This is a genomic window from Microcoleus sp. BM001215392 (assembly GCF_036700185.1).
Taxonomy (GTDB): Bacteria; Cyanobacteriota; Cyanobacteriia; order Cyanobacteriales; family Microcoleaceae; genus Microcoleus.
The window spans coordinates 1-13,265 of sequence record NZ_JAUBOJ010000202.1; the positions used below are offsets into that span (position 1 = coordinate 1).

The 13,265-nt window shown below is 46.7% G+C and carries 15 protein-coding genes; 8 read left to right on the forward strand and 7 right to left on the reverse strand.

What is annotated here, in order from left to right:
- Positions 1–226: 226 nt before the first annotated feature.
- A complete protein-coding gene (locus QT974_RS20365) occupies positions 227–2,704 on the reverse strand; it encodes a phosphoketolase family protein (protein WP_333470242.1) in 2,478 nt (825 codons plus the stop codon).
- Between the two features lie 414 nt (positions 2,705–3,118).
- Here QT974_RS20365 and QT974_RS20370 point away from each other — a divergent pair, with 414 nt between their 5' ends.
- The 4 genes from QT974_RS20370 to QT974_RS20385 all read left to right on the forward strand — a co-directional run bounded on the left by QT974_RS20370 (position 3,119) and on the right by QT974_RS20385 (position 4,515).
- Positions 3,119–3,328 carry a hypothetical protein gene (locus QT974_RS20370; RefSeq protein ID WP_333470243.1) on the forward strand — a complete coding sequence of 70 codons (210 nt, stop codon included), beginning with the start codon at positions 3,119–3,121 and terminating at the stop codon, positions 3,326–3,328.
- Positions 3,329–3,400: 72 nt separating this feature from the next.
- The gene (locus QT974_RS20375; protein ID WP_333470244.1) at positions 3,401–3,727 is read left to right on the forward strand and encodes a DUF433 domain-containing protein; all 327 of its coding nucleotides are present in this window, start codon (positions 3,401–3,403) and stop codon (positions 3,725–3,727) included.
- A 4-nt stretch (positions 3,728–3,731) separates the two neighbouring features.
- Positions 3,732–4,085, forward strand: a complete 354-nt coding sequence (locus QT974_RS20380) for a DUF5615 family PIN-like protein (protein WP_333470245.1) — start codon at positions 3,732–3,734, stop codon at positions 4,083–4,085.
- Positions 4,086–4,179: 94 nt separating this feature from the next.
- The gene (locus QT974_RS20385; RefSeq protein WP_333470246.1) at positions 4,180–4,515 is read left to right on the forward strand and encodes a DUF433 domain-containing protein; all 336 of its coding nucleotides are present in this window, start codon (positions 4,180–4,182) and stop codon (positions 4,513–4,515) included.
- Between the two features lie 48 nt (positions 4,516–4,563).
- Here QT974_RS20385 and QT974_RS20390 read toward each other — a convergent pair whose 3' ends face one another.
- A complete protein-coding gene (locus QT974_RS20390) occupies positions 4,564–5,439 on the reverse strand; it encodes an Rpn family recombination-promoting nuclease/putative transposase (RefSeq protein ID WP_333470247.1) in 876 nt (291 codons plus the stop codon).
- Between the two features lie 514 nt (positions 5,440–5,953).
- Here QT974_RS20390 and QT974_RS20395 point away from each other — a divergent pair.
- A complete protein-coding gene (locus QT974_RS20395) occupies positions 5,954–6,325 on the forward strand; it encodes a hypothetical protein (protein WP_333470248.1) in 372 nt (123 codons plus the stop codon).
- 5 nt (positions 6,326–6,330) lie between these two features.
- Positions 6,331–6,762, forward strand: coding sequence for an HNH endonuclease (locus QT974_RS20400; RefSeq protein ID WP_333470249.1), 432 nt, complete (start codon positions 6,331–6,333; stop codon positions 6,760–6,762).
- A 16-nt stretch (positions 6,763–6,778) separates the two neighbouring features.
- On the opposite strand, the gene QT974_RS20405 is transcribed toward QT974_RS20400, so the two are convergent.
- From QT974_RS20405 to QT974_RS20415, 3 genes are all read right to left on the reverse strand, one after another.
- The gene (locus QT974_RS20405) at positions 6,779–7,024 is read right to left on the reverse strand and encodes a hypothetical protein (protein WP_333470250.1); all 246 of its coding nucleotides are present in this window, start codon (positions 7,022–7,024) and stop codon (positions 6,779–6,781) included.
- 262 nt (positions 7,025–7,286) lie between these two features.
- Positions 7,287–10,049 carry a type I DNA topoisomerase gene (topA, locus tag QT974_RS20410; protein WP_333470251.1) on the reverse strand — a complete coding sequence of 921 codons (2,763 nt, stop codon included), beginning with the start codon at positions 10,047–10,049 and terminating at the stop codon, positions 7,287–7,289.
- 306 nt (positions 10,050–10,355) lie between these two features.
- Complete coding sequence (locus QT974_RS20415) at positions 10,356–10,487, reverse strand: hypothetical protein (RefSeq protein ID WP_333470252.1); 132 nt, start codon at positions 10,485–10,487, stop codon at positions 10,356–10,358.
- Positions 10,488–10,668: 181 nt separating this feature from the next.
- Here QT974_RS20415 and QT974_RS20420 point away from each other — a divergent pair, with 181 nt between their 5' ends.
- Both QT974_RS20420 and QT974_RS20425 read left to right on the forward strand, forming a co-directional pair.
- Complete coding sequence (locus QT974_RS20420) at positions 10,669–11,049, forward strand: helix-turn-helix domain-containing protein (RefSeq protein WP_333470253.1); 381 nt, start codon at positions 10,669–10,671, stop codon at positions 11,047–11,049.
- 322 nt (positions 11,050–11,371) lie between these two features.
- Positions 11,372–12,043, forward strand: coding sequence for a hypothetical protein (locus tag QT974_RS20425; RefSeq protein ID WP_333470254.1), 672 nt, complete (start codon positions 11,372–11,374; stop codon positions 12,041–12,043).
- A gap of 27 nt (positions 12,044–12,070) precedes the next feature.
- Here QT974_RS20425 and QT974_RS20430 read toward each other — a convergent pair whose 3' ends face one another.
- Complete coding sequence (locus QT974_RS20430) at positions 12,071–12,670, reverse strand: helix-turn-helix domain-containing protein (protein ID WP_333470255.1); 600 nt, start codon at positions 12,668–12,670, stop codon at positions 12,071–12,073.
- Between the two features lie 66 nt (positions 12,671–12,736).
- Positions 12,737–12,934, reverse strand: coding sequence for a hypothetical protein (locus QT974_RS20435; RefSeq protein WP_333470256.1), 198 nt, complete (start codon positions 12,932–12,934; stop codon positions 12,737–12,739).
- Positions 12,935–13,265 lie beyond the last annotated feature (331 nt).

The window sequence follows — 13,265 nt, forward strand, 5'->3', positions numbered from 1 at the left end:
CCGTTCGTTTCAAACCCCCGTCTCATAGCGAAAGTCCTCTCAAAGAGGACTGAAAAGCCAATTAAATAAACCACTTAATTCCCGATCTCAAATCTCCAGTCTCCCATCAATAATTCCCAATCTAACATCTAAAATCGATAGTCGGTTTCAACCGACTTTTGCTATGAGACAGGGGTTTTCAACCCCTGGCGGACTCGCGGACTAACGACAGATTTCTCAATCGAAACTACCCAGGCGCACCCGATCGCACTGTTTGATCTCCCGTCACCTCCGAAGCTTTAGTTTCCTTCGGCATTTCCGACGCAACCGCGCCCCCGTGAGGCCACTTCCAATCGCGGATTTCCGGCATATCATCGCCGTGTTTGGTGATATACAACCTGTGCTCGATTAGCTTGTCCCGCAGCGCCTGTTTCCCGTAAGCCGCAGCATAACTCAGTTTCGGAACGCGATCGAGTACATCGCCAACTAAATGGAAGCGATCGAGATCGTTAATCACCACCATATCAAACGGCGTCGTAGTCGTCCCCTCCTCCTTATAACCGCGAACATGAATATTCGAGTGATTTGTCCGGCGGTAAGTCAACCGGTGAATCAGCCAAGGATAGCCGTGAAAAGCAAACATTACAGGCTTATCTTTCGTGAAGATAGCATCAAAATCCTTGTCAGACAAACCGTGGGGATGTTCGCTAGCAGGCTGAAGCGTCATCAAATCCACCACATTCACCACCCGCACTTTTAACTCGGGATAATCTCGACGCAGAATGTCAACAGCAGCCAAAGTTTCCAGCGTCGGAACATCACCCGCGCAAGCCATCACCACATCCGGTTCGCCGCCTTTATCATTGCTAGCCCACTCCCAAATCCCGAGGCCCGCCGTACAGTGTTTGATCGCAGCATCCATATCTAAATATTGCAAAGCCGGCTGTTTACCTGCAATAATCACATTCACGTAGTGGCGGCTGCGGAGACAGTGGTCAGTTACTGATAGCAAAGTGTTCGCATCCGGCGGCAAATAAATCCGCACAACCTCCGCTTTCTTGTTAATTACGTGGTCGATAAAACCCGGATCTTGGTGCGAAAAACCGTTGTGGTCTTGCCGCCAAACGTGAGATGTTAAGAGGTAGTTGAGAGATGCGATCGGTCGGCGCCAAGGAATATCGCGAGTAGTTTTCAACCATTTAGCGTGTTGGTTGAACATAGAGTCGATGATGTGAATAAACGCCTCGTAGCAGGAGAAAAATCCGTGCCTTCCTGTTAGCAAATAGCCTTCCAGCCAACCCTGACACAGATGTTCGCTGAGGACTTCCATCACGCGCCCGTCGGGAGAAAGGTGTTCGTCATCCTCTGGCAAAATACTACCAGTCCACGCGCGGCCAGTTACATCAAACACCGGATCGAGGCGGTTTGAGGCCGTCTCGTCGGGCCCGACTATGCGGAAATTTGCGTTTTCCTGATTGAGTTTCATCACGTCTCGCAGGAAGCGGCCGGTAACGCGGGTTGCTTCACCCATTACAGTGCCTGGTTTTTGCACGTCAACGGCGTAGTCTGCAAATTCTGGCATTTTCAAGTCTCGCAGCAGCAGACCGCCGTTAGCGTGCGGATTTGCCCCCATCCGCCGAGATCCCTTTGGTGCAAGTTCCGCCAATTCTGCAATCAGTTTACCGTTGTCGTCAAACAGTTCTTCAGGCTTATAGCTTTTCATCCAATCTTCCAGGAGTTGGACGTGTCCGGGCTTAGAAGCCATTTCTGCTAGCGGGACTTGGTGCGATCGCCACGAACCCTCAGTTTGCTTACCGTCAACCTCCTTGGGCCCAGTCCAGCCTTTCGGAGTTTTCATCACAATCATCGGCCACTGCGGGCGATCGGCATAACCATCAGTCCGGGCTTTTTCCTGAATCGCCTTAATTTCGCCAATGACAGTATCGAGAGTTGCAGCCATCAACTGGTGCATCGTCTCCGGGTCCGAACCCTCCACCCAATAAGGCTTGTAGCCGTAACCCACCATCAAACTTTCCAACTCCTCGCGCGGAATGCGGGCCAACAGCGTCGGATTCGCAATTTTGTAGCCGTTGAGGTGCAAAATCGGCAACACGGCCCCATCCCGAACCGGGTTGAGAAACTTGTTAGAATGCCAGCTAGCAGCCAGCGGGCCGGTTTCCGCTTCCCCGTCGCCGACAACCGCCGCCACAATCAAATCGGGGTTATCGAAGGCCGCCCCGTAAGCGTGGACGAGGGCGTAGCCGAGTTCCCCGCCTTCGTGAATCGAACCCGGAGTTTCCGGCGCGACGTGGCTGGGGATACCGCCGGGAAACGAGAACTGTTTGAACAGCCGTTTGATCCCTTCTTCATCTTGGGAAATGTTCGAGTAATATTCGGTATAAGTTCCTTCCAAGTAAGTGTTAGCCACCAAGCCCGGCCCGCCGTGGCCTGGGCCTGCGATGTAGATAGCGTTTAAGTCTTGGGCTTTGATGACTCGGTTGAGGTGAACGTAGATGAAGTTGAGGCCTGGAGTGGTGCCCCAATGTCCGAGGAGTCTGGGTTTGACGTGTTCGAGTTTGAGGGGTTCTTTGAGTAGCGGGTTGTCGAGGAGATAGATTTGTCCGACGGAAAGGTAATTTGCCGATCGCCAGTAAGCGTTGATTTTGCCGAGTTCCGCATCGGAAAGCGGCTTTAATTGCGGGATCTCGGTGGTTCCTAGCATCATATGCGATTCAATCCTCAGTTTTCGTTACTTATTTGGTAAACTTTGTCTTGAAATTAGGAATTCTGGGAGCTCAGAAACCGGGTTTTTTGCCGAATCTGCGGGATTCAACAAAGTATTTTCGTAAAAAACCCGGTTTCTTTTTCGGAGTGCGTAATTTATGTTCGCTCCATATTTCACAAGCAAACAATTGAATTGTACCAACTTTATCTAAATCAAACTTTAAATCAACGTTAATTTTTGAGTAACAAGCGCGCTGCGATCGGGGCAGAAAAGCTGGAGGTTGTGGGGGTGAAATCCAGCAATGAAAAAGATACTTCTCTAGGTAGAGGCAAGAATAATTGATATTAGATATGCAGATTTTTAATTGTGGAGTTATAATGAAAAAGTTAAACATTAAATCTGAAGGGGGCCTTAATGCTACCTGTTAAGAAAAAACTTGTCACCGATGAAGCAATGCGTCCAGTTGCAGTGCTGATTGATTACGAGGACTGGCAGAAAATTGAACAACTGTTAGAGACTCTGATAATTCAAAAGACAGAAAAAAGTAATTTAGCAAAGCATTCCGGTGCCATCAAACTAACTGAATACCTGTTAGAATATCAGAAACAAATTAGGGAGGAGTAGGATTGAGTCAAGCTTTAATTGTGTTAAATACCATAGAAAATACATACATCATTCATAAATCCCAAAATTTCCATGACAATCAAAGAATTAGAACTACAACTCCTGGCCTTAACGCCGATCGAGAAAGCTCAAATCATCCAATTATTAACCCAAAACTTAGCTAACACCTGGCAAGGAATTAGCAAAACTCCTGGTGTCTGCGGTGGTGATGCTTGTATCAGAAATACTCGCATTCCTGTTTGGGTGCTGGAGAGCTTTCGTCGTTTGGGTATGAACGAGTCTCGACTCTTAGATAACTATCCCACACTAACGGCTACCGATCTAGCAAATGCCTGGACTTATGCGGCAGCTTTTCCAGATGAAATTGAAATAGCTATCCGCGAGAATGACGAGGATTAAGATAATGGCGCGTCTTTATGGTGACGAACAATTTCCCAGAGAGGTTGTAGAATTGCTGCGCCAGATGGGGCACAATATTCTGACAGTGCAAGAAGCCGGAAAAGATAACCAAAAAAATCCTGATGAAGAAGTGTTAGCTTTTGCAGTCAGTGAAAATCGAGCTGTTTTAACTCTCAATCGCCGTCATTTTATCAGATTGCACAGCTTACAGCCTGACCATGCTGGTATTATTGTCTGTAAGGCAGATGATGACTTAGCAAGAATGGCGGCTAACATTAATGAAGCTATTTCCTCACTTGCAACATTAACAGGTCAATTGATTCGTGTCTATCGATCGGGGCCGCCGTCTATATCTTAATGGAATTCAATAGATGATTTAGCAACCTAATAGCTCAAATGAGCGTCATCAGATAACCTCAGCAACCTTACTATTCATAAATCAAATAGATTATATGACAATCCCAGAATTAGAAGCACAACTTTTGGCCTTAACGCCAACAGAGAAAGCTGAGGCCATCAGCATTTTAACCCAGAGTCTCAAAAATAGCGGCCGCCCGATCGCAAAAACTCCCGGCGTGATGGGCGGCGACGCTTGTATTGACAAAACTCGCATTCCCGTGTGGTTGCTAGCCAGCTATCGCAATGACGGCGCTACCGATGCTTTTATCCTAGATTGCTATTCCCATCTGGGTGCTGCTGATTTAGTAAATGTTTGGGCTTATACTGAAGCTTATCCAGACGAAATTGAGTCAGCAATTCGACAGCAAGATGATGCTGACAAAATTTAGCGAGTAAGGTGAATTAGCTATTGAAGCCCTCAATAACTCGCTAAATTCTTATCTTTCCGACTGCTGCACCTCCAGCCAAGCCTGCAAATCCGCCATAGTAGCAAAATCCAACAGCGCCTCACTCAAATCTTCGAGCACTAGCAAGGGCAGATTGGCAAGGCGCGATCGCATTTCCTCAGAAAGTTCTTGCCGTAACCGACGGGTTAATTGTCGGACAATCAGGGCACAGGCTTCTGCCTGCCGTCCTTCCTGCCGTCCTTCCTGCCGGCCTTCCGCCTTAGCTTCTTGATAGAATCTCGTTTCCTGTAATGTAATTCCCAACATCGACTCCACCTCGGCTCGACTCAACGATGTAAATTTGTACGACATAATAGTTGCTAATAGATCTATTATGTCACGACCTGTTGCTGGTGGAACTTCTTGCTGCACTCTGCCCAGCAAATACCTTGCTTCTGCTGGTGCTTGAGTCTCCCCGACAGTCGTCAACACCATCAGGGCAATTCCTAAAGGCAAGGTGCGAATATCCCCCAACTCATCCAAGCACACCCGATGCACTTGATTGCTGTTGAGCAAAGCTCGATAAGGATAAACATCGCTTTGTTCGACGCTGCGAGATGGATAAAGCACTACAGCTTGCCAATCGCTGTAACGACTGCGATTGCGGTAAAAATATAAAAACGATTCGCCAAACAACCTTTCGTAAAGTTGTTCGTCTTTCTGAAACTGAACTTCACAAAAATAGACGATGCCCGGTTCCTCAGATTCTGGGGGCAAAAATACGCCGTCAATTTCAAATTTAGGTTCTTTGACTGCAACCGAGTCAAAGCGATAATTGGCAGCATTTGCTGGAGTTGTCGCTAGTAGATCGAACAGCAAAGTGGGCGCTTGTCCGAACAATTTATAGAATATGGAATCCCGCCGCATGAAAGATGTGCAAAGAAAGAGAGACAAATTAATACTACTGTATAATGGTTCGCCACAAATATGCGATCGCCCTCTATCGAAATCTCGAAATATGCGTTAGCGTTAGCGAAGCGATCCGAAGGAAAGCCCTCGAAGAGGATCGCCCTTAATTCAAATTTTATTAAAAGTTCGATCGGCAAAAACAGAAACCCTAAAATAACAAAAGCTCCTTAAGGAGCCTTCGCCAAAATATAAATTTTGGTATTCAGAACGTCTTTACCGGAATTCCTCGACCCTCGTGGGTAACGGGATGTCATGATTAGATCGTGTCTGCTGCATCCATGTCTTTAATATAGTTCATGGTTTGGATCTGTGTCAATTTTTACTCAGAAAAAGTAAAAAGTTTTCCAGTGTGGGCAATTTACGCATCATAGATGCTTGCTAAAAACTGACGCAAAAAATTAGCACTGACAATAGCAAGAGCAAGCGTCTTCAGATGACATAATATAAATATTAGTTTCATAGCCTTCCACCTATGACCGCCCAAATCACCCTGAATTTGCCAGATGAAGTATATCACCAAGCAGAATTACTAGCACAGCAACGCCAGCGCAGCGTAAGTGAGATTCTAGTAGAAACTCTGGAAATCTTCCTATTACCGAGCACTAAACCAGTGTCAGCATTGTCTGATTCAGAAGTAATCGCTCTAACTCAACTCCGGCTGCAACCATTCCAAGAACAACGATTGAATGAATTGCTAGACCGCCAACAGTCCGGTACAATTACCTCTGTAGAACACGAAGAATTGCAAGCATTAATCCACATCTATGAAGCTAGACTATTACGACAAGCTCAATCCTTAAATGAAGCTGTGCGGCGCGGCTTGCTCGAACCATTAAAAGGATAATTAAAATGGCAATTTCTGAGCAAGTTAGAACCAGAGTTCGCGCACAAGCTCAAAATCGGTGCGGTTATTGTCGCAGTTTACAAATGTATGTCCTGGGAATATTGGAAATTGACCATATTATTCCTAAAGCGATGGGCGGTACTGACGAGGAAGAAAATCTCTGGCTGGCTTGTAGTCTGTGCAATAATTACAAAGGAACCCAAACTGACGCATTAGATCCGATCGCGCAAAAGCACGTTAAGCTGTTTAATCCGCGCACTCAACAATGGTCACAAAATTTTGCTTGGAGTGAAGATGCTACAGAAATTATTGGACTTACAGACTGCGGTCGCGCAACAGTAACAGCACTACAACTAAACAATCCTATTGCTGTTACTGTCAGGCGTCAGTGGGTTAGTGCTGGATGGCATCCGCCAACAGAATCAAGTATTTCATAATTTCTAGTAGCGCGGTTTACGAACATGAGGCTGCTATAACTTTAGCGTTAATTAAGGTGAAAATCCGATCTAGTTCTAGCAAGCTTGCTAATTCTACAACCCCTTCTGATGTTAAAAGATTAGCCTTTTTGATCTCGGCTAGTTCTTCTAATCTGGCTTGCAGGTTTTCCGTAAATTTGAATAAGTAAATATCTCTGACTTTCTGAATCGAAATCTCCCGATCGATCAAGTAGGAAGGTTGTACCATAAGTTCAGCTATCATGGTGATTCAATTGATCCAATTACTACATGGATAGTATCGATTATATCATAAAAACGAAAGGATTACTTTAGCAAAAAATACAAGGAAACCCGCATCGATCATTTGTCAGCATTATTCAGTCGGTTTCAACCGACTTTCGCTATGAGACAGGGAATTTATTCCCTGGCGGACTCGCAGACAAACGAAAGAACCCCATACCCAATAAAAAACCCGGTTTTTCCACAAAACCGGGTTTCCAATCTGACAGAAAACCAAACTAATTTTACTTAGTTTCTTTCTTAGTCTTTGTCGCAGTCGCCGTCTTCTTAGCAGTAGTGGTTTTCTTAGCCGCAGTTTCCGACTTCGCCGCAGTCGTCTTCTTAGCAGTGGTTTTCTTCGCCGCAGTCTTCTCAGTTGCAGTCTCAGACTTCGCCGCAGTTGTCTTAGTTGACTTCTTCGACTTGCTAGACTTTCCGCCGCCCGAAGCTTCCTTCGCTGCTAACAAATCCAGGGCTTTTTGTAAGGTGAAATTCTCCAGAGATTCATCCTTAGCCAAAGAAGCATTGAGATCCCCGTGTTTCACGTAGGGCCCGTAGCGGCCGTCGTAAACATTGATGAGCTCTCCCGATTCTGGATGCGCGCCCAATTCCTTCAATGGTGTCGTTGATTTGCTGCCGCGCACGGCTTTCGGTTGCGATAATAACTCTAAAGCCCGATCGAGCGTTATAGTCAAAACATCATCAGGCGGCTTGATCGATCGATAATCCTTACCAACCTTACCTTGGTCGTGCACCACATAAGGCCCGTACATCCCCAAATTAGCCTGCACCTTCGCCCCCGTTTCCGGGTGAGTGCCCAACAGGCGAGGTAGAGTCAACAAACTCACCGCCATATCAACCGTCACGCTATCCTTATCCGTCCCCTTCGGTAAAGAAGAACGCTTCGGTTTCTTATTCGTTTCCGAAACATCCCCCAACTGAACATAGGGGCCGTAATTCCCAATCAGTACATAAATCGGTTCCCCTGTGTCCGGGTGCAGACCTAATTTTTCCGGGCCTTCAGTTTTTTGCTTTAACAGAAACTCCACTTTTTCCGGGTCTAAATCTGCCGGAGTCAAATCCTGGGGAATCGATGCTTTCACCTGGCCTTCTTCGTTTTCAGATTCGAGGTAAGCGCCGTATTTACCGATGCAAACTTTTGCCGTGATATTCTCCAATATCACAGTTCGGGCAACTTTCGCGTCAATCTGACTTTCCTGTTCTTTAACTTGCGTCGCAAGTCCCATTTCCCCTGTATAAAACTTTTGCAAATACGGCAGCCATTTCGCCTCGCCGGTGGCAATTTCATCCAGGGTTTGTTCCATGCGGGAAGTAAAACCCGTGTCTACTAAGTCGGGGAAATGTGTTTCTAATAAAGTCGTGACAGCAAAAGCGGTGAAGGTCGGAATTAACGCGTTAGCTATTAATTTCGCATATCCTCGATCGACAATTGTACCGATAATACTCGCATAGGTACTCGGACGGCCCACACCCTCACTTTCCAGCATCTTCACCAGAGAAGCTTCCGTGTAGCGGGCGGGAGGTTGAGTTTCGTGCCCAACAGCCTCTACATCCTTGCAATTAGGCTTATCCCCCACCTTCAGCGCCGGCAAAATCACCTCCTGGTCTTCCAGCGCCGCATTCGGGTCGTCGGAACCTTCCACATAAGCGCGCAAAAAGCCCGGAAAATCAATGCGTTTCCCGCTGGAACGGAAACCGGCATCTTCCACCTGAGTTAATACCGTGACGTGAGTTTGGCGCGAATCCGCCATCTGAGAAGCGACAGTCCGCTTCCAAATCAAATCGTAGAGGCGGAAATCAATCCCATCCAATCCCGTTTGCTGCGGCGTCCGAAAAGTGCTGCCGGCCGGACGGATAGCTTCGTGGGCTTCCTGGGCGCCCTTGCTTTTGGTTGTATATTTGCGCGGTTGGGGGCTGAGGTATTCGCTACCGTACAGTTCTTGCACGCAACTGCGCGCGGCCGTAATCGCCTGTTCGGACAAATGTACCGAATCCGTCCGCATATAGGTGATAAAACCGCGTTCGTACAAACTTTGGGCAATTCGCATGGTTTCTCGCGCACCCAGCCTCAGCTTGCGGTTAGCCTCCTGCTGTAAAGTCGAGGTCGTAAACGGTGGCGACGGTTTGCGGGTGACAGGCCGTTCTTCGAGATTGGTGACAGTCCAAGGCTTGTTTTGAATGCGCGAGAGTAAAGCCCGCGCCTGTTCTTCGTTCAGCAAAAGTACGCGGCGGCCAGCGGTAATTTGTCCGGTATTTTCATCGAAATCGCTACCGTTGGCAACTTTTACATTCCCGACTGTCACGAGTTTGGCATCAAAGGAACCCCCCTGTCCCCCCTTACCAAGGGGGGTAGGGGGGGTCAAAGTCGCTTTCAAATCCCAGTAGCTACCTTGGCGGAAAGCGCGGCGTTCCCGTTCCCGGCGTACCAACAGCCTTACTGCGACTGACTGGACTCGCCCTGCGGACAAACCCCAGGCGATTTTCTTCCACAGTAGCGGAGAGAGGGTGTATCCGACGAGTCGATCGAGAATTCGGCGAGTTTCCTGGGCCTGTACCACTCGATTGTCGATATCGCGACAGTGAGTTAGGGCGTCGCGGATAGCTTCGCGGGTGATTTCGTGAAACACCATCCGCTTGATGGGAACTTTCGGTTTGAGGATTTGCAGCAAATGCCAGGAAATGCTTTCGCCTTCCCGGTCTTCGTCAGTGGCTAAAATCAGTTCTGTGGCGTCTTTGAGGGCATCTTTGAGTTCTTTTACAATTTTCTTTTTATCTTTGGGGATGACGTAAAGCGGTTCAAAGTCTGCCTCCACGTTGACGCCGAGTTGCGCCCATTTTTCTCCTTTAACCGCTTCTGGTATTTCTTCGGCGGAGGATGGGAGGTCGCGCACGTGGCCCATAGATGCCTCTACCCGGTACGTAGAGGGCAGGAAGTTACGAATGGTACGGGCTTTGGTGGGAGATTCGACGATGACTAAAGTTGACATGGCATCTTTTTATATATGGATGGCGGCGCAGTTAGAGTGTCTAATTTACAGAGTGTAGGTCGGATGTCAAGGCTTAGGGGAACTTTAGGGGATTATTTCAAATTACCTTAATGTTTAAGTTACTGCCGATCGGGTTGCAGGTCACAAGCTGATGGGATTTTACTGCTGTCGGCGCAGAGGCTGGGAACCCTTGTCTCTGCAAGATGCACGGAATGTCTCTCATCTGACTCTAGCAGAATTGGCGGTAACTGGATGCTGAGACTGTTGGATGCGGGTGGGTGGTTCCTCTGTTGTAGATTTGAGATTTCAGATTTGAGGTTGGGCAAGATTTGATGGTTTCCCCACGACAAAGACTTGAAATGCGATCGAGAATTTGTCAAATAGTCGATCGCACTCACCAGCTAACATCAGATATTGTGGACTAATTCTTGATACCATTTTGGGAGCGCGTTATTATAAACACTAGCCAAGATTACGTAAATCTTTGATTGATAGAACAACCGCAGATGTCAGGCAGATAAACACAGATTAACGCAGATGTATTTAAAGATGGGAAAGCTTGGGAATGCCAGAACTCTAAAATAATAGATGCGGCAACTATCTAAACAGAGGTTGATGTATGGAATTACACCCAATTAAAACAGAAACAGATTATCGGGAAGCCCTGCGAGCAATTGAATCACTGTTTGATGCAGCGCCCAATACCCAGGAATGCGATCGATTAGATATCCTCAGTACCTTAGTGGAAGCCTATGAGAAGGCAAACTTCCCCATTGAAATACCCGATCCAATCGCAGCAATTCAATATTATATGGATACCCGTGGATGGTCTCGGATCGATTTAGAGGTATGTCTTGGCAGTCAAGCTACAGTCTCTGAAGTGCTATCTCGCAAACGTTCTCTAACCTTGGAGATGATTCGCAAGTTGCATCAAGAACTCGGGGTGCCGGCTGAAATTTTGATCCAGCCATATCAATCGGTACAAACCTCTGCTCGATAGTGCCCCTGCACGCCGGCCAAGAGTTGAATTCATCTGAGATATTGCAGCATTTTCAACAAGCATCTAGAAACCGGGGTTCTGGACGAAAAATATACGCTTTGTTGCAGAGTTTTTGCCCCTATTCCCGGTTTCTGACTATTAGAACTCTTGCAAAAATCGGAAAACACCCTGAAATTATCTGCGTTTATCTGCGTTTATCTGTCTGACATCTGCGGTTTCTGTATCAATCAAAGACTTATGCAATTCAAGTCTATTGTGCAAGATATCAGATTCATTAAACTTAATAAGCTGAGTAAGCTTATTCTCAAATAGCTTTAAAAATATGACATTTGAATTCGACCATATCTTTATCTTGACTGATATTGGTGCCCCGGAAGCCGATCGCCTATCATCATTCGGTTTAGTCGAGGGTTCGTCTCGCATTCACGTTGGACAAGGTACCACCAATCGCTGTTTCTTTTTCCACAACGCCATGTTGGAACTGTTGTGGGTGCGCGATCCAGAAGAGGCGCAATCTGAGCCAATTTATCGGACTCGTCTGTGGGAGCGATCGACAAATCGGAACAATGGCGCCTGTCCCTTTGGCATCTGTTTGCGTTGGGCCACAGGTTCTGAGGACACAGTAGCATTTTCTAGTTGGGCATATCATCCGCCCTATTTACCTGAAACAATCAGCATCGCAGTAGCCACAAACAGCGATAATTTAACTGAGCCGATGCTGTTCCAAATTCCCTGGGGAAAACGTCCAGATTCATCCTCTGCTGAGAAATTACAACCCCTGAATCACGGTGTTGGTTTCCGCGAAATTACTCGTGTAGAATTAGTCAGTCCTGCTGCGAATAATCCGTCACCAGAACTGCAAGCAGTAATTGATACAAATCAGGTTAAGTTAAGGATGGGAACCGAGTATTTTGTGGAACTTGGTTTTGATGGAGAAGTGCAGGGAAAACAGGTAGATTTCCGACCTGGATTGCCGCTGATTATTAGTTGGTAGCGCGAACAGGCAACCTATTAATAAGTTCTATAAGCTGTAGGAGTCATGCCCGTCAACTGCCGAAACTGTGTGCTGCGAATGGCTGTGGCTGTTGAACCCACATTCTAAGGCAATTTCCGCGATCGATCGCTCTTTTTGCTTTAACAACTCCTTCGCCAATTCGATCCGCTGTTGCAGCAGATACTGATAGGGAGCTATTCCCATCGCCACTTTAAACATATGGCTAAAATGAAACTGACTCATCCCCAGCAACACAGCCAAATCTGCAAGTTTAATGTCTTGACTGAGATGTTCATTTATGTATTCCAAGACTTGCAACAATTGGCGCTGAGGTAAACCACCCTCGTAAATTGTCAAGCGAGGTTTGGTAGTAAAGTATTGTCTGAGCAAATGCACTGCTAGAATATTTGACACTGACTCGATATAGAGATTTGGGCCTAAATTTTGCTGTTGCAGTTCCGAAATTAGCATAATGCCGATCGACTCAATTTGTCGATCGCGCATCCGAAATTCCGGCAGCAATTCCAGGCGTTCGGGATTCATGTCAAAAGCTTCTCTGGCCACACTTTCAATGAAACCAGACGCAATTTTAATCTGCAAATAGCGATCGTCACTATCCCAACGCACAAACAACGGCATCCTTGCAGGCGTGATGGAAATATCACCTTTCCTGCAAAGCCCTGCATAGGTTTTTTATCCCTGGATTTGCAGCAAACAAACTGGACGAGGTGCCAGAGACAAATTAATTGTATGTCGATCGCCGCCATCATAGTTGCACTCACCCGGAGGTTCATAGAATTGCTCGACCAAAATATGCTTCCAGCCCAGGCTTTGGCTAGATAAATTTTGCAAGCTGGTTGCTTCAGGTTGATGAGTCGCTGGTGGTTGCATGATATAAATCCCACTCGTCGAGTTTCTATTGTACGGGTGCATCTGGCGCAAGGCAAATATGTTTGTAGGGGCGAAGCATGACCGCATTCAATATGGGATGATAACTAATAACTTATATGCGGTCATGCTTCGCCCTCTTCGCCCTCCTCAAAAACCAGATGTACTCTATTGTACTCACTGTTCGATAATGCTCTTAAGTCGGACTACAAAAAAATGTTTTTTGCCAACCCGATATGCGAGGTTCGTCGCTATAAAATTTTCCATCTTACCAGAAATAATTGGTTGAAAGCCTCTCACGAGTGAGGGAGAAATTAAAATCAGACTATTCATT